This window comes from Streptomyces sp. KR55, from assembly GCF_052245645.1.
In the GTDB taxonomy this organism is placed as follows: Bacteria; Actinomycetota; Actinomycetes; order Streptomycetales; family Streptomycetaceae; genus Streptomyces; species Streptomyces flavusporus.
Window position 1 is genome coordinate 1 of record NZ_JBQQCE010000217.1, and the last position, 15676, is coordinate 15676.

A 15676-nucleotide genomic window follows, 5' to 3' on the forward strand; every position below is an offset into this window, starting at 1 on the left:
GCCTGTGTCGTCGAAGGGCAGGTCGAGCCGGGTGATCCCGCGGACGCTTTTGCGCCAGCGGTCGAAGGCCGCCACGCAGGCGTCCTGCGCCGCGCTCCGCTCCGGGCCGTCGACGTAGGGGAAGCGGGCCATGGCGTAGTAGCGGACGGCGTCCAGGTTCCGGCCGCGGGCCTCGGCCGCCACCGCGAGCGACGACCAGGCGTGGGTCCAGGCGCCGGGACCCTCGTCCTTGGCGTCGTCGCTCAGCTGGTGCAGCACTCGGTGCAGGACGTCCGGGGGGACGCCCTGGGCGTACGCGTGCGGGAGGGCGAACCTGCGCAGCTCGGCCAGGGGGATCACCGGACCGCTCCTTTCTCTGCCGGGATGTCCCCCGGCTCCTTGTCCGGCAGGGGTGGGGGATCGCCGGCCGGCGGCCGGTCGCGCCCGCGGCCCGCGAGAAGCCGCGCGAGGCCGGGCGGGCAGAAGATCTCCAGCTGGGTGTCGAGGAACAGGGCGTGGAACCGCAGACAGGGTTCGGGGTCCGGCTCGGGCGTCGCGGTCATCGGCCCGCCACCGCCTCGTACAACTGCCGGAACGTGCGCGCCTGCAGCAGGTCGGCTACCGGGATCCGCCGTCCGGCGAGGCTCTCCACGACAGTCACCAGCCGCAGCAGCAGGACCGAGTCCCAGTCGGGGAAGTCGTCCAGCGGCCGGTCGAGGTCGTCGGCGTCGACGTGCAGGCCGAGTTCCTCCTCGAGGAGGATGCGGAACTCCGTGGGGTCGGCGAGTGCCGTGGTCATCACTTGTCTCCGTGTCCGTCGGTTGCCGCGTCGAAGGGTCCGAACGCCGCGTCCAGCCGCAGATGGGCGGGGGCGGGGGCGATGGTCGCGAGGTCGTGCCGGAAGTGGACGGCGTCCGGGTCGTCCCCGTCGCCGCCCAGGACGGCGAAGCCGTGGTCGGCGTAGAAGGAGGCGAAGGCCGAGTTGCGCGGCGAGGGCAGGTAGCGGCCCGTCACGGCGCTCGCCCCGGTGGACCGGGCGAAGTCCAGCACCGCCGCCACGCAGGCGCTCTCGATGCCCCGGGAGAACACCCGGCAGCTCAGCACGAAGTTGTCGATGCGCAGCAACTCGCCCTCGCGCCGCAGGAACAGCGCGCCGATCAGCCCGTGGTCGCCGAACCGGTCGCGGGCCCGGACCGCGATCACATGCCGGCCGGGGTGCGCCATCCGGTCGGCGACCTGCGGCACCTGGAGGCGCTCGGTGGCCAGGTGGAACTGGTTGGTGCGCAGGGTGAGCTGGGAGACCCGGGCGAGTTCGGACTCGTCCGGCGGGCGCAGGATCACCTCGATACCGAGCCCTTCGAGGTAGTCCTGGTAGGAGCCGACGTCCTCGCGGAACTCCTGCCGCAGTGCCTCGGTGCGGTAGCGGCCCGCCCGCTCCAGATCGGCCTCGGTCAGCTCGAACAGGTCGAACCAGCCGTCCGCCAGCAGCGCCGACGGGTGCAGGGCCGGCTCCTCGTCGACCGGGACCACGGCCACGTCGGGCAGCCGCTCCGCGACCAGCCCGCACTCGAAGAGGCTGTCGTCGACGAAGACGAAGCTGTCCAGGCCGAGGCCCAGCCGGTCGGCGATGTCCCGCAGATTGTCGTGCTTGGCCTTCCAGTTGGCGTTGACGCGCACGAAGTCGTCCTCGCGCAGCACCATGGCCGGGTGCCCCTTGAGCACCTCGCGCACCAGGTCGTCGTCGTTCTTGCTGCTGACGGCGAGCAGCACGCCCTGCGAGCCGAGCTGCCGCACCGTGCGCTGGAAGTCCTGGAACGCCTCGCCGCGCAGCCCCGCGCCGAGCTCGATGCCGTGCGGCCCGGCCTCGCCGAGCACCCCGCCCCACAGCGTCCCGTCCAGGTCGAGCACCAGCACCTTGCGGGTGCGGCCGAGGCGGGCCCGTACGACGTGGGCGGCCTCCCGGGCGTAGGCGGCCAGCAGCGGGTCGGACAGCCGGGCCCGGGCGTACTGCGCGGTGCGCGGCTCGCAGGCGGGCACGCCCTCGCCGACCAGCGGATCGAGGTCGACGGTGACCACTGAGGGATGCTGGTCGGCGAGCGACAGCAGCCCCCGGTTGAACTCCCGCCACACCGCGCCGAGCCGGGCCCGGGAACGCAGGTCGACCAGCTGGTGGGTGAACCGGCGCAGCAGCGGCACCGTGTTGAGGACGAGCAGCCCGCGCCCCGCCTCCTGATGGGCGCGCACGGCACCCGCGAGCAGCGACAGCTTCGCCCGCGCCGCGGCCTCGACGTCCTCCGCCCGCCATGGCACGGTGACGTCGTCGAAGACGGTGTACGCGTCGAGCAGGCAGAGCGTGAGCTGCGGCAGCGCCTCGTCCGAGGGGCGCATCAGGTCCTGTACGTACGCCCCGTAGGGCGCGACCTTCGGCTCCAACAACAGTCCGTGCCGGGCCAGTTCGGCGGTGAGCGGCGCGACGACCGGGGCCACCGTCGAGTGCCCCGTGACGGCGACGGACACCACCGGCACGTCGGGTGCGTGCCGCCGCACCTCCGTCGGGTCGAGCCGGGACAGCAGCTGCCCGGCGGCCGGGAGGTCGGCCGCCGGCATGCGCGACAGCAGGCCCGGGACGGCCCGGTACTCGGCGGCGAGCTTGCCCGACCGGTGCAGGATGCGCAGGGTGCGCAGCGCCCCGGGGTCGTGCCAGGCGCCGGGGCCGACGGTGCTCTCCATGGGTGTCCCGGTCTGCGTCATGACCGCTCCAGGGCAATACCCGACTTGATCCACTTGCTGGACTCGACCGCGACCGCGACGGCCCGCCCGGGCCCCTCCCACTGCCGCAGCAACTCGGCGAGCTGGAGAAACGGCAGGGCGTTGCCGTTGTTGCCGACGTGGCGCACCACGTTGATCCGGCGGGCGTCCGGGGCGGGCATCTCGGCGGAGATGCGGTCGCTCATCCGGCCGGACAGCTGCGGGGGCAGCAGGAAGTCCACGTCGTCGGCGGCCCAGCTCAGGTCCTCCAGGAGCTCCCAGAACATCTGCTGGGCCAGCGCGGGCACCGTCTCCTCGATCGCCTTGTAGTCCTCGGAGACGACGGTGCGGTCGCTGTGCCGGTCGCCGAGCCCGAACCAGTCGATGACCTGGCCGGGCTCCCGGCCCAGGCCCACCAGCCGGTTGAGCACCTGGCGGATCTCGATGCCCGCACCGCCGACGGGCTCGGCGCTGAGCACGGCCGCGCCGGCCCCGTCGCCGAACAGCACGTAGTTCACGAGCTCGGCGGAGGTGCGGCTGCCCGGGTCGAAGTCGGTCTCCAGGTGCTTGGCGCACACGTCGCCGCCGATCACCAGCACGGTGCGGCAGCGCCCGGCGAGCAGCAGGGTGCGGGCCACGTCCAGGGCCTGCACGGCTCCCGCGCAGCCGGACTGGAGCTGGTAGGTGGGGACGTTGTCGATGCCGAGCCGGTCCGCCACCAGGTTCACGGTGGCCGGCATCAGCTGGTCGGGGGTGGCGGTGCCCATCACGACGCAGTCGATGTCGTAGGGCTCGAGTGCGGCCTCGGCCAGCGCCCGGTCGGCGGCGGTCGCCGCGATGTCGGCGAGGGTGTGCCGGACCTGACCGGTCGCCAGGTCGACGGCGAAGTGCCGGCCGGTGTTGCCGATGAACATGTCGGCCCAGCTCTCGTCGACGCCGACGAGCTTGGCCAGGGTCGTGTTGTCCACCGGGTCGCCGGGCAGGCAGGTGCCGACCGAGGTCAGGTAGGCGGTGGGGGCGGTCATCGGTGGGTTCCTTCCGGGGCTGCGGGTAGGGGGGCGTCGGTGAGGTGCAGGGACCCCAGGTAGCGGACGAGGTCGCCCACGGTGCGCAGACTGGCGAGCAGGTCCTCGACCGGCAGCTCGCCGAGCCGCGGCAGCGCGTTCTCGATGCGTGCCTTCAGCTCCATGACGCGGATCGAGTCGAAGCCCAGGTCCTCGTGCAGCCGGGAGTGGTCGTGCACCTGGCCCGGGTCGTGCCCGCCGACCCGGCACACCAGACGGCGTGTCAGCTCGGCGAGGGAGTCCGGCAGGTCCTCCGCCGGGGCCGGCGGGCACGGTGCACCGCGGTCCGTGCCACTCGGCACCGCGGTGGTGTCCGCGCCAGAGGGGACGTGCGGCGCGGACAGTTCCGGAAGGCCGGGTGCGGTGCCGGAGCGCCAGGCCCGGAACGAGTCGTCGAACACATACGGCGGCAGCCGGCGCGGCACCCGGTCCGCCTCGTCGTAGAGCACGTCCCACTGAGGGGCGAGCCCGGCGCACCACAGCTCGCCCAGCAACTGCTGCGGCCGGTGGCCCGGCGCGTGCTCGCCGGGGTGCGCGGTGTGCAGGCTCGCCGGATGCCCGCCGTCCGTCGTCAGCCGGGCCAGCAGCGGGGTGAGTACGGAGCGCGGTCCGATCTCCACCACGTGGGTGACCCCGCCGGCCAGCAGGGCACCGGCGGCCTGAGCGAACCGCACCGGCGCGGTGATCTGCCGGGCCCAGTAGTCGGCGTCCATGGTCTCCTCGCCGGTCAGCTCACGGCCGTACACCGTCGAGAACACCGGGAGCAGCGGGCGCCGGGCGGGCACGTCCCGGCACTCCGCGCGGAACTCCTCGACCACCGGCCGCATCAGCGGCGAGTGGAAGGCGTGGGACACGGTGAGCCGCCGCGCGGTCACCTTCCGCTCGCCCAACTCCCCTTCGACCTCGGCCAGTTCGTCGAGGTCCCCGGCGATCACCGTGGCGTGCGGGCCGTTGACGGCGGCCAGACCGAGGCGCTGCCGCCCCACCAGCAGCGCCTCGGCCTCCGCGGCGTCCAGGCCCACCGCGAGCATCCCGCCGTCCTCGGGCAGCGACTCCATCAGCGCCCCGCGCCGGGCCACCAGCCGCGCAGCGTCGGCCACGTCCAGCGCCCCGGCCACGCAGGCGGCGGCGAACTCGCCGATGCTGTGCCCGATGACGTACGACGGCCTGATCCCGCCCTCGGCGAGGGTCGAAGCCATCGCGTACCCCACCGCGAACAGCGCCGGCTGGGCGAAGGGCGCCCGGTGCAGTTCCGGATCGCCGTCGAGCACCAGGTCGCGCACCGACCGTCCGGTGTGCGGGGCGAGCTCCTTGTCGATGTCGTCGAGGTGGCGCGCGTACGCGGGGCACGACCGGTACCAGGACGCGGTCATACGAGGGTGCTGGGCGCCCTGACCGGTGAAGGCGAACGCCACCGACCCCACCGACCGCCGCCCCGGGTCCACCCGGGGCGCCTCCTCGGCGCGCTCCGCAGCCGCGCGTAACTCCGCCACCAGCGTGGGCAGATCGCCGGCCGCCACGGCCGCCCGGTGCGGCAGCCGGGACTTGACGCGGTTGCTGGTCCAGCACAGCTGCGCCAGCTGGTTCTCCGGGCGGCGGGCCAGGGCGTCGGCCTGCGCCAGCAGATTGGCGCGCAGCCGCTCGGGGGTCCGGGCGGAGACGGTGAACACCCCCGGCGCGCCGGGCCGGCCGCGGTGGACCGCGCGGGGCGCGGACGCCAGCACCGCGTGCGCGTTGCTGCCGCCCATGCCGAAGCTGCTGACCGCGGCGTGCACCGTGCCCGACGGCAGCCGCAGCGGCGACTTCAGCAGCGTCAGCCTGCGGCCGGGCAGGTCCAGCTTCGGGTTCTCCTCGTGCGCGAACCGGCTCGGCGGCACCGTGCGGTGGTGCAGAGCGAGGACGGCCTTGATCAGCCCGGCGATCCCGGCCGCGCCCTCCGCGTGCCCGAAGTTGCTCTTGACCGACCCCAGCGCGACGCTGCCGCCGCTGCGCCCGCTGGTCAGCTCGCCGAGGGCCTGCGCCTCGATGAAGTCGCCGAGCAGGGTGCCGGTGCCGTGCGCCTCGACGAACCGGATGTCGTCGGCGGTCACGCCGGCCCGCTGCCACACCGACTCGATCAGCCGCTGCTGCGCCCAGCGGTTGGGCGCGGTGATGCCGTTGCTGCGCCCGTCCTGGTTGGTGCCGGTCTCCTTCAGCACCGCGTACACCGGCTGACGGTCCGCCAGTGCGTCGCTCAGCCGGCGCAGCACCAGCACGGCCACGCCCTCGGCCCGTCCGATGCCGTCGGCCAGGGCGCTGAACGGCTTGCAGCGGCCGTCGGGCGCCGAGAGGCCGGCCTGGGCGTAGAAGATGTTGATGACCGGCGTCATGATCAGGTTGGTGCCGGCCGCCAGCGCGTAGTCGGACTCTCCCGAACGCAGCGCGCTCATCGCGAGGTGCACGGCGACGAGGGACGAGGAGCAGGCCGTGTCCACGGCGAGGCTCGGGCCCTTGAGGTCGAGGTGGTACGAGACGCGGTTGGCGCCCATGAAGTAGCCGTTGCCGGAGCCGTAGCGGGCGGTGATCCGGTCGTAGTCCGCGAGTTGCAGATACGCCCACTCGTTCGCCATCACCCCGACGAACACGCCGGTGTCGGTGCCGGCCAGGTCCTGCGGTGCGACGGCGGCGTCCTCGAGGGCCCGCCAGGAGCTCTGCAGCAGCAGCCGCTGCTGCGGGTCCATGGCCTGCGCCTCCCGCGGGGCGATCCCGAAGAAGCCGGGGTCGAAGGCGTCGGGGTCCTGGATGAAGCCGCCGCGCACGGTGTTGGTCCGGCCGGGCACCCGCTTCTCCGACGTGCTGCCGGGGGAGGACGGCACGGCGGCGTGATAGCGGTCGGCGTCCCAGCGCTGCTCCGGGACCCGGCCGGTGCCGTCCCGGCCGTCCATGAGCAGCGACCAGTACTCCTGGGCGTCGCGGGCACCGGGGAAGCGGCAGTCGAGGCCGACGACGGCGATGGGCTCGCGTACGGGGGTCACTGCTGTCGTTTCCGTCATCGTGCGTCCTTGGCGGCCAGCTGCTCGGCCAGGTGGTCGCCGATCGCGTGCACCGTCGGGAAGTCGTACGCGATCGTCGGGGAGACGGCGATCCGGAACCGCTCCTCGATCTCGCCGCAGATGCTGATCGCCGCGACCGAGTCGATGCCGTAGTCGGCGAGCGGGGTGTCCGGGTCGATCTCGTCGGAGGACCTGTGCAGATGGAAGGCGACGCGTTCGGCCAGCCATACTTCCAGGCCCGGCGCGTTGTCCGGGTGCAGGGGGTGTTCCACAGGGGCGGTACGGGTGTCGTGGGCAATGCTCATGGCGTACGTCTCTCTCCGGATCGCGGGGGTCAGGGGCGGGGGGACGCGGTCGCCGGCTCGGGCGTCACGTCCGTTGGGGGGAGCAGGTCGGCGACCGGGCGCTGCAGGCGCTGGTGCAGCACCGGCAGCGCACCGTCGAGGAAGAGCTGCCGCATGAGCGTGCGCTGCGTCTTGCCGCTGGTGGTCTTGCGGATCACCCCCTGCTGCACCAGCACCACGCTCACGCCGGCCAGCTGGAACCGCTGGCTGAGCAACGCCTGGACGGACGCGGCCAGTTGGGGCAGGTCGGTGTCGACGGCGGCGCGGGAGCGCAGTTCCTGCACCACGACCACGTGCGAACGGCCGTCGGCCCGGTCGGCCACGGTGAACACGGCGCCGCCGCCGCGCCGGAACGCCTCGTCCGAGTCCTGGACCGCCTGCTCGATGTCCTGCGGGTAGAGGTTGCGGCCGTGCTGGATGAGCATCTCCTTGATGCGGCCGGTGACATAGAGCTCCCCGTCGAGCAGGGCGCCGAGGTCGCCGGTGCGGAAGTACCCGGTCCGGCCGTCCGCCGTCTCGGCCCGGAAGGTCTGCTCGGTCAGTTCGGGCCGGTTCCAGTAGCCGGCGGCCACCGACGGGCCGCGCAGCCAGATCTCGCCGACCCGCCCGTCGGGCAGCACCTCCAGGCTCACCGGGTCCACGATCAGCGTCTCGGTGTCCGTCGGCCGGCCGCAGCCCACGAGGGTCCGGTCCGCCCGGTCGCTGCGCGCGGGCCGCAGCTCGTCCCGCTCCAACACATGGGCGTCGACGGTGAGTTCCAGGTGCGGCGCCTCGGTGTCGCCGCTGGAGACCAGCAGGGTGTTCTCGGCCAGTCCGTAGGAGGGCAGCACGACCTCGGGGCGCAGCCCGTGCCCGGCGAAGCGCTGCACGAACGCGCGCAGGGTCCCGGCACGCACCGGCTCGGCCCCGTTCAGCGCCACCCGCAGGCTGGAGAGGTCGAGGCCGGCGGACTGCTCCTCGGTGACGCGGCGGACGCACAGCTCGTAGCCGAAGTCGGGGGATGCGGTGCCCTCCACCCGGTAGTCGTGGATCATGCGCAGCCAGCGGTGGGGCTGTTTGATGAAGGAGACCGGCGACATCTGCACGCTGGTCCCGCCGACCCACAGCGGTTGCAGCGTCATGCCGATCAGCCCCATGTCGTGGTAGAGCGGCAGCCAGCTGCCGGTCACCACGCCGTCCGGGGTGCGCATGGCCGTGCGGATGGCCTCCTCGTTGGCGGCGAGATTGGCGTGCGTGACCATGACGCCCTTGGGCTCGCTGGTGGAGCCGGAGCTGTACTGCAGGAAGGCCACGTCGGTGTCGCGCACCGCGGGCGGGACCCACAGACCGGCGTCCACGCCCGCGTCGTCCTCCGCGCCGGTCGACAGGCACACCACGTCCGGGATTCCGGTGGCGGTCAGCCAGGCGCCGATGGCCTGCCGGTACTCGGGGAGCGTCAGCACCGCCCCCACGTCGGCGTCCCGCAGGATGCTGCTGACCCGGGCCAGCCGTTCTCCGGGCTCGTCGGGCAGCGGCGCCGGGATCGCCGTACGCCCGGCGTAGAAGCAGCCGATGAACGCCGTGACGAAGTCCAGGGTCGGCGGGTAGAGCAGCAGGACCGGACGCGTCGGATCGCCCTTGGCGGCCTCGCGCAGCCGGGTGGCCACCACGCGGGCCCGCCGGTCCAGTTCGGCGTAGCTGAGCTCCTCCGGCCGCATGTCCGGGCCGTCCTCGTGCAGGTACACGAACGCGGTGCGTTCGGGGTGACGGTGCACGCCGTCGCGTACGGCGTCCGTCAGCGTTCGGTGCTGAAGCTGGTGCGGCACTGGCTGTCCTTTCGCGGTCGGGTGACCGGTGCGGGATGAGACCTTCGGGCGGCACCGGGTGCCATCCGTGCGGCCAGGCTTTAGGCGCCGTGAAAAGGCGACGTAAAGCGAAAATTGGTGCGCACGTCATGGCTGCGGGGTTGGGCGGACGGCAGGCGCACCGGCCGGTACAACGGTGTGTGTACGGAAGGGCACGATCCGTGCCGGCATGCGGTGCCTGCGGAGAGGAGTTCGTCATGGCGCCCATCGGACTGAAACCGGGGAACGATGCGTTGGGTGCGGTGCAGGAGACTGCGCTGAGGGACGGGTTCGTGGTCTGCCATGGCCGGTTGGACGACTGGGCGCGGGCCGCCGCAGGGCCGGGCGCGCCCGGACTCCTCGGCGCCGACTGGCCCCGCTATCTGGCGACGCGTGAACCCGCCGCACGAGCACGGCTGCTGGGTTCCCGGCTGTTGCTGCGCCGCGCCGTGGCCGCCGTGTCCGGCGTGGCACCGGACCGGGTCCGGCTGGGGCGCGACGGGTGGGGCCGGCCGGTGGTGCACGAGCCCGCCGGGCTGGACGCGGGCATCAGCCACACGGCCGGGGTGCTGGTGGTCGGAGTGGCCCTCGGCCGCCGGATCGGCGTGGACGTGGAGGCCCGGCACCGCCCACTGCTGGCGCCCGGGCTCGCCGAGCGGTTCTGCCACGCGGAGGAGCTTGCGGAGCTGCGCGAACTGCCCTCCGGTGAGCGCAACGCGCGGCTCGTGCGCCTGTGGACGCTGAAGGAGGCGTACGCGAAGGCGCTCGGTGTGGGCCTCGCGTACGACTTCACGCTGCTGCGTCCGCGGCCCGAACCCCACGGGGAGGGCTGGGTTCTGGGCCGGATCTCGGCCGAGTGGCGGCTGCGCTGCGACGGTGTCGAGCGGTTCCTCGTCGCCAGTGCGCTGGGGCCGCAGAGACGAGCGCAGCAAACGAGTCAATGAGGGAGCGCAGCAATCGAGTCAATGATGTATCGATACATCATTGACTCGATTGACCGTCAGGTCTAGCGTCGAACACACAGCTGGGAAAGGGCAGTCGGCTCACCACCCCACGGAGGTCCGATGCGCAAGCCGCCCCACACCCAACAGCCGACGGCCGCACCGGTGCGCACTCCCCGCGGCGGTCGTCAGCGTGATCCCGCCGCCGACCGGGCGATCCTGGACAGCACCCTGGCCCTGCTCGGCGAGGGATGCAGCTTCGGCGACCTGTCCATGGACCTGGTCGCCCAGCGGGCCGGCGTCGCCCGCGCGACCATCTACCGCCGCTGGCGCAACAAGGAAGAGCTGGTGCTGGCCGCGCTGGGCACCCTCGACCTGCCCGTGCCGCAGCTGGACGGACTGACCCTGCGGGACAAGCTGGTGACGCTCGTCGACCAGCTGCGCCATCGCGGCCAGGACACCCAGCTGCACCGGCTGATCGGCAGCCTCCTCGGCGAGGCGGTACGCCGCCCGCACCTGGTCGAACGGTTCGAGGACACCGTCATCGCGGCGCGGCGCGAGGCCCTGGTCGAGGCCCTGCGGGAGGGCATCGACAGCGGCGAACTGCGCGCCGGCCTCGACCTGGACGACGCCGTCGAGATCCTCACCGGACCGATGGCCGCCCGCCTGATCCTGCGGCAACGCCCCGTGGAATCCGCGGCGTTCGCCGAGTCGATCGTCGACACGTTCCTGAACGGAACCCGCGCGAACCGTGCCGGGTCGGGGCCCGGCACGGCACCGGAGCACCTGCCGCCACCGTAAGGAGCCGCTGCCATGAAGTTCCTCTTCGACGACCCCGCCTTCGACTACCAGGCCCTGCGCACCGCCGGTTACGCCGACTACGGCGGTGCGCAGCTCGGCGAGGTCGTCTCGGTCGCCGCCCGGATCCCCGACGGCGACACCGAGGCGTGGCGGAGGGAGTGGGCCCAACTCGCCGAACACGTGCACCGCCTGGGCACCACCGCCCTCGACGAGGGCCGCTGCGTCGACGCCCGTGCCGCACTGCTGCGGGCGCACAACTACTACCGCACCGCCGAGTTCTTCCAGCGCGACGACCCACTCGACGCGGAGGCCCTGCGGTTGATGCGGCTGTCCCGGGCGACCTTCGCCGACGCCGCCGAACTCATGGAGCGGCCACCGCAGTTCGTCCGCATCCCCTACGAGGACACCTCGCTGCCCGGCTACCTCTACCGGGCGGAGGACACCGGCGAGCCCCGGCCCATGGTCGTCCATCACGGCGGCATCGACTCCACGCTCGAGGAGGGCTACTTCTTCGTCGCCGCGGCCGCCCTCGCCCGCGGCTACGACTGCCTGTGCTTCGAAGGTCCGGGGCAGGGTTCCGTGCTGCGCGAGCAGGGGCTGGTCTTCCGGCCGGACTGGGAGCAGGTGGTCACCCCGGTCGTGGACTACGCGCAGGACCTGCCCGGTGTGGACCCCGACCGCGTGGTCCTGGTCGGCACCAGCCTCGGGGGGCTGCTCGCCGTGCGGGCCGCAGCGTTCGAGCACCGGCTGGCCGGGTGCGTCGCCCATGACGCCGTATGGCAGCTGGGCGACGTCGTGGCGTTGCCTCCGTTCGTCCTGGAGTGGGTCGAGCAGGGCTGTGACGACTTCGCCGACCCGGTGATGTGGGGCATCGCCGCCCAGCAGACCTTCACCCGCTGGCTGCTGCGACAGGCGCTGTGGACCTTCGGCGCGGACACCCCGTCCCAACTGCTGCGTACGCTGCCCGCGTTCGGCCTGTCCGAGGTGATCGGGCAGGTGCGGTGTCCGGTGCTCGTCCTGGACGCGGAGGAGGACATGTTCTTCGCCGGTCTCGAGCACGCGAAGAAGGTGTACACGGGCCTGAACTCGCCCAAGACGCTGTACGTCTTCACCGCGGACGAGGGCGGCGGGGCGCACTGCCACTCCGGCGCCATGCGCCTTTACCACGAACGGCTGTTCACCTGGCTGGGCCAGACGCTCGGGGAGGGCCGGCCGGTAGCGGCGTGACCGGTACACGAAGCCACAAGCCCGGCCCGCTCCCCGCGGGCCGGGCTGTTTAATTGAACGGCGACTCATTCGTTTACGGCCAGGAGGTGTCAGAACCGGGCCAGTTTTGCTCGGATTAATAAGTGTGTAACGGGTAGGGCCTGGCATCGGTGGACGAGCTGGCATAGGCTTCCCGAGAAAGAAGATACTTTCGAGTAACAGGCGTCCCAGGACCTCGGGACGGACGGGGGAGCCGGTTTTAGTTGAATGCGTTCCGCGCATTCGGGGGGTTGCCGTGTCCCTGTTCTCTGCACAAGCCGACCATCCACTGCGCTACGAGCTGCTCGGGCGGCTGCGGGTCACCCGTGGCGGCGTCGATCTGACGCCCGATGCGCCCAAACTCACCAAACTGCTCACCCTGCTCCTGGTCAGGGCAGGTGAGGCGGTGCCCGGAGAGAAACTCGTGGCGGAACTGTGGGAGCAGGGTCCGCCGCGCTGTGCCTTCGCAAGCCTGCGCGTGTACGTCTCGCAGTTGCGGAAAATCCTCTACGGCCCTCGGGGAACGTCCCCGATCGTCACGACGTCGTCCGGATACATTCTCGACCTGAGTGAGGCCATGACCGATTTCCGGGAATTCGAGCAGCTCTACACCCGTGGCCGGGAACGGTACTCGGCGGCCGATTTCCGGCCGGCCGGCGAACTTCTCCGCCGGGCCCTGTCCCGGTGGCGCGGTCCGGTCCTGGAGGGGGTGCCGAGCTCCCTGGCGATCGAATCCTTCAGGGCCGTCCAGGAAGAGAAACGGCTGAACTGCACCGAACTCGCCGTCGACGCCGCTCTCGCGGTCGGCCGCCATCACGAAGTGATCGAGGAACTCAAGGGCCTCCTCGTGCAGCATCCCCTGCGGGAGCCGTTCTACCGCCAGCTGATGGCCGCGCTGTACCGGGCGGGCCGGCAGGGCGACGCCCTCGGCGTCTACCACCACGCCCGCAGGGTGCTCAGAGAGGAACTGGGCGTCGAACCGGGACCACCGCTGCGGCTCGCCCTGGAGGCCATCCTCCGGGCTGACCCGTCACGACTGGAGGCCACCGGGGTGATACCCGCGGCGCACTGAGGGAGTGTCCGAGACCCACGATCGAGGCCCGAGCCCGTCATCCGGGTGCGCTCGGAAGGCGCGGCCGGGCCCGGTGTGCGAGATTGCGGACTGAGGGAGGCCGGGGGCGAGTCGCTGTCCCTCACATGTGCTGCTCGGGTACCCCGCCCCCGGCCTCCCTCGCGACGTCCGTACGATCCGGGGGTTGACTCCATGGCCCTGCACGAGACCAGCCGCCCCCTCGACGACGTGTACGCGCTGCCCATCAGCGAGCGGGCGCTGCCGAAGTACCGCATGCCCGACGCCGTGTCCGACGCCCGCGCGGTACGGGCCCTCATCCACGACGAACTGGACCTGGACGGCAACGCCGCGCAGAACCTCGCGACCTTCTGCACCACCTGGGCGGAGCCGGAGGTGCACGACCTGATGGACGAGTGCCTCGGCAAGAACATGGCCGACAGGGACGAGTACCCGCAGACCGCCGAGATCGAGAGCCGCTGTGTCCATATGCTCGCCGACCTGTGGAACGCCCCGGACGGCGCCACCACCCTCGGCTGCTCCACCACCGGCTCCAGCGAGGCCGGCATGCTCGGCGGACTGGCGCTGAAGTGGCGCTGGCGCGAGCGCCGACGGGCCGAGGGCAGGCCCGCCGACCGGCCCAACCTGGTCGCCGGGCCGGTCCAGGTGTGCTGGGAGAAGTTCGCCCGCTACTTCGACGTCGAACTGCGCCAGGTCCCCCTGGAACCGGACGCGTTGGGGCTGCGCGCCCACCAACTGCGCAAGTACGTCGACGAGAACACCATCGGTGTGGTGGCGACCCTCGGCGTCACCTACACCTGCGTCTACGAGCCGGTCGCCGAGATCGCCGCCGAACTCGACCGCATCCAGGACGAGACCGGCCTCGACATCCCCGTGCACGTGGACGCCGCCAGTGGCGGCTTCGTCGCCCCCTTCCTCCACCCCGGCCTGGTCTGGGACTTCCGGTTGCCCCGGGTCGCCTCCATCAACGTCTCCGGCCACAAGTACGGCATGGCCCCGCTCGGAGTGGGCTGGGTGGTGTGGCGGTCGGCCGGCCTGCTCCCCGAGGACCTGATCTTCCGCGTCTCCTACCTCGGCGGCGACGTGCCCACCTTCGCCCTGAACTTCTCCCGCCCCGGCGGCGAGGTCGTCGCCCAGTACTACAACCTGCTGCGCCTGGGCCGCGAGGGCTACACCAAGATCCACGGCGCCTGCGCCGCCACCGCCGGGATGCTGGCCGAGCAGGTCGCGGGCATGAGCCCCTTCACCGTCCTCTACGACGGCCAGACGGCCCTCCCGGCCGTCACCTGGACCCTCACCGACCCGGCCGAGGCGCCCTTCACGCTGTACGACGTCAGCGACCAGCTGCGCCGTCGAGGCTGGCAGGTCCCCGCCTACCCGCTGGCCGCCGGCCGCGAGGACACCGTCGTCCAGCGGGTCCTGGTCCGGCACGGCACCGGGTACGACAAGATCGCGCTGCTGGCGGACGACCTGCGCACCGCCGTCGGCCGTCTGTCGAACGGGCCGACGGCCCACGCGGCGGACCAGCCGTGCTTCCACCACTGAGTCAGACGGTGCGGACCTCCTCGATGCGCACCGGCCGGTGCTCCTTCAGGGAGAGCGTGCACGCCTCCGCGATCCACCCCGCCTCCAGCGCGTCCGCGACCGTGCACGGCGAGGGGCGGGAACCCGACACCACCTCGGTGAACGCGGCGAGTTCGGCCCGGTAGGCGGCGGTGAAGCGGTCCATGAAGAAGTCGTGCGGAGTGCCCCCCGGGAAGGTCACGCCCGGCTCGACCGACCGCAGCGGCAGCTTGTCCTCCAGCCCGACGGCGATGGAGTCGTCGAAGCCGTGCAGCTCCATCCGCACGTCGTACCCCCGGCCGTTGTGACGGCTGTTGGACACCACGGCGATCGTGCCGTCGTCCAGGGTGAGGACCGCGCCGGTGGTGTCGGCGTCCCCCGCCTCCCTGATGTAGTCGGCTCCCCGGTTGCCGCCGACGGCGTACACCTCGCTCACCTCACGGCCCGTCACCCAGCGGATGATGTCGAAGTCGTGCACGGAACAGTCGCGGAAGATGCCCCCGGAGGCGGCGATGTACCCGGCCGACGGCGGCGCCGGGTCCAGCGTCGTCGACCGTACGGTGTGCAGCGTGCCCAGCTCACCGGCCTGCACGGCGGCCCGGGCGGCGACGAACCCGGCGTCGAAGCGCCGGTTGTAGCCGATCTGCACGGGCACGCCACTGCCCTCGACGGCCTTGAGAACCTGCACCCCCTCGCTCATGGTCTTCGCGACGGGCTTCTCGCAGAAGACGGGGACACCGGCCTCGACTCCGGCCAGGATCAGGGCGGGGTGGGCGTCCGTCGCCGCCGCGACGACGATGCCGTCCACGCCGGCGGCCAGCAGGGCCTCGGGCGAGTCCGCGACCTCGGCCCCGAACCGCTCCGCCGCGGCCTTGGCGGCGTCCGCGAACGGGTCGGTGACGACGAGCGACTCGACGGCGTCGAGTCCGGAGAGGGTCTCGGCGTGGAAGGCGCCGATACGGCCGAGGCCGAGGATTCCGATACGCATGGGGGTTGCAGCTCCTTGAGGGGTCGTACGAGGAGGGGAGGGCTAGTCGAGGCCACCG

13 protein-coding genes and 1 pseudogene are annotated in these 15676 nt (G+C 72.3%); 5 read left to right on the forward strand and 9 right to left on the reverse strand.

Translation table 11 applies throughout. The features are described 5' to 3' along the window. The 8 genes and pseudogenes from ACTWQJ_RS28275 to ACTWQJ_RS28310 form a co-directional block, all read right to left on the reverse strand. A pseudogene (locus ACTWQJ_RS28275) lies at positions 1-339 on the reverse strand (alpha/beta hydrolase); the annotation flags it as partial. Further along, entirely contained in the window at positions 336-542 is a 207-nt protein-coding gene (locus ACTWQJ_RS28280; RefSeq protein ID WP_443309366.1) for a hypothetical protein, read from the reverse strand. The gene ACTWQJ_RS28280 and the pseudogene ACTWQJ_RS28275, both read right to left, overlap by 4 nt. Continuing rightward, complete coding sequence (locus ACTWQJ_RS28285) at positions 539-778, reverse strand: phosphopantetheine-binding protein (protein ID WP_129802917.1); 240 nt, start codon at positions 776-778, stop codon at positions 539-541. The genes ACTWQJ_RS28280 and ACTWQJ_RS28285 overlap by 4 nt, the downstream gene beginning before the upstream one ends. Then, positions 778-2730, reverse strand: coding sequence for an HAD-IIIC family phosphatase (locus ACTWQJ_RS28290; RefSeq protein ID WP_443309367.1), 1953 nt, complete (start codon positions 2728-2730; stop codon positions 778-780). Before ACTWQJ_RS28290 ends, ACTWQJ_RS28285 begins: the two co-directional genes overlap by 1 nt. Then, complete coding sequence (locus tag ACTWQJ_RS28295; RefSeq protein WP_443309368.1) at positions 2727-3752, reverse strand: 3-oxoacyl-ACP synthase III family protein; 1026 nt, start codon at positions 3750-3752, stop codon at positions 2727-2729. Before ACTWQJ_RS28295 ends, ACTWQJ_RS28290 begins: the two co-directional genes overlap by 4 nt. After that, entirely contained in the window at positions 3749-6823 is a 3075-nt protein-coding gene (locus tag ACTWQJ_RS28300) for a type I polyketide synthase (RefSeq protein ID WP_443309369.1), read from the reverse strand. The genes ACTWQJ_RS28295 and ACTWQJ_RS28300 overlap by 4 nt, the downstream gene beginning before the upstream one ends. Continuing rightward, positions 6820-7128: an acyl carrier protein gene (locus tag ACTWQJ_RS28305; protein WP_443309370.1), complete on the reverse strand. Its 309-nt coding sequence runs from the start codon at positions 7126-7128 to the stop codon at positions 6820-6822. Before ACTWQJ_RS28305 ends, ACTWQJ_RS28300 begins: the two co-directional genes overlap by 4 nt. 29 nt (positions 7129-7157) lie before the next feature. Next, positions 7158-8972, reverse strand: a complete 1815-nt coding sequence (locus ACTWQJ_RS28310; RefSeq protein WP_443309371.1) for a fatty acyl-AMP ligase — start codon at positions 8970-8972, stop codon at positions 7158-7160. A 236-nt stretch (positions 8973-9208) separates the two neighbouring features. On the opposite strand from ACTWQJ_RS28310, the gene ACTWQJ_RS28315 reads away from it, so the two are divergent. The 5 genes from ACTWQJ_RS28315 (at position 9209) to ACTWQJ_RS28335 (ending at position 14612) form a co-directional block, all read left to right on the forward strand. Beyond that, on the forward strand, positions 9209-9934 hold the full coding sequence (locus ACTWQJ_RS28315; protein ID WP_443309372.1) for a 4'-phosphopantetheinyl transferase family protein: 726 nt from the start codon (positions 9209-9211) through the stop codon (positions 9932-9934). Positions 9935-10054: 120 nt separating this feature from the next. Then, positions 10055-10732, forward strand: coding sequence for a TetR/AcrR family transcriptional regulator (locus ACTWQJ_RS28320; protein ID WP_443309373.1), 678 nt, complete (start codon positions 10055-10057; stop codon positions 10730-10732). Positions 10733-10744: 12 nt separating this feature from the next. Continuing rightward, positions 10745-11959 carry an alpha/beta hydrolase family protein gene (locus ACTWQJ_RS28325; RefSeq protein WP_443309374.1) on the forward strand — a complete coding sequence of 405 codons (1215 nt, stop codon included), beginning with the start codon at positions 10745-10747 and terminating at the stop codon, positions 11957-11959. A gap of 274 nt (positions 11960-12233) precedes the next feature. After that, entirely contained in the window at positions 12234-13049 is an 816-nt protein-coding gene (locus tag ACTWQJ_RS28330) for an AfsR/SARP family transcriptional regulator (protein WP_443309375.1), read from the forward strand. A 192-nt stretch (positions 13050-13241) separates the two neighbouring features. Then, the gene (locus ACTWQJ_RS28335; RefSeq protein WP_443309376.1) at positions 13242-14612 is read left to right on the forward strand and encodes a glutamate decarboxylase; all 1371 of its coding nucleotides are present in this window, start codon (positions 13242-13244) and stop codon (positions 14610-14612) included. A gap of 1 nt (position 14613) precedes the next feature. Here the strand turns inward: ACTWQJ_RS28335 and ACTWQJ_RS28340 are convergent, their stop codons facing one another. Continuing rightward, positions 14614-15618 (reverse strand): Gfo/Idh/MocA family protein, encoded by a 1005-nt coding sequence (locus ACTWQJ_RS28340; protein ID WP_443309377.1) that lies wholly within the window; start codon positions 15616-15618, stop codon positions 14614-14616. Between the last annotated feature and the right edge of the window lie 58 nt (positions 15619-15676).

What these genes read in the sequence shown, in the direction of transcription:
- ACTWQJ_RS28280 (WP_443309366.1), bottom strand. Translation starts at nt 542, where the DNA reads ATGACCGCGACGCCCGAGCCGGACCCCGAACCCTGTCTGCGGTTCCAC.
- ACTWQJ_RS28285 (WP_129802917.1), bottom strand. Translation starts at nt 778, where the DNA reads ATGACCACGGCACTCGCCGACCCCACGGAGTTCCGCATCCTCCTCGAG.
- ACTWQJ_RS28290 (WP_443309367.1), bottom strand. Translation starts at nt 2,730, where the DNA reads ATGACGCAGACCGGGACACCCATGGAGAGCACCGTCGGCCCCGGCGCC.
- ACTWQJ_RS28295 (WP_443309368.1), bottom strand. Translation starts at nt 3,752, where the DNA reads ATGACCGCCCCCACCGCCTACCTGACCTCGGTCGGCACCTGCCTGCCC.
- ACTWQJ_RS28300 (WP_443309369.1), bottom strand. Translation starts at nt 6,823, where the DNA reads ATGACGGAAACGACAGCAGTGACCCCCGTACGCGAGCCCATCGCCGTC.
- ACTWQJ_RS28305 (WP_443309370.1), bottom strand. Translation starts at nt 7,128, where the DNA reads ATGAGCATTGCCCACGACACCCGTACCGCCCCTGTGGAACACCCCCTG.
- ACTWQJ_RS28315 (WP_443309372.1), top strand. Translation starts at nt 9,209, where the DNA reads ATGGCGCCCATCGGACTGAAACCGGGGAACGATGCGTTGGGTGCGGTG.
- ACTWQJ_RS28320 (WP_443309373.1), top strand. Translation starts at nt 10,055, where the DNA reads ATGCGCAAGCCGCCCCACACCCAACAGCCGACGGCCGCACCGGTGCGC.
- ACTWQJ_RS28325 (WP_443309374.1), top strand. Translation starts at nt 10,745, where the DNA reads ATGAAGTTCCTCTTCGACGACCCCGCCTTCGACTACCAGGCCCTGCGC.
- ACTWQJ_RS28335 (WP_443309376.1), top strand. Translation starts at nt 13,242, where the DNA reads ATGGCCCTGCACGAGACCAGCCGCCCCCTCGACGACGTGTACGCGCTG.
- ACTWQJ_RS28340 (WP_443309377.1), bottom strand. Translation starts at nt 15,618, where the DNA reads ATGCGTATCGGAATCCTCGGCCTCGGCCGTATCGGCGCCTTCCACGCC.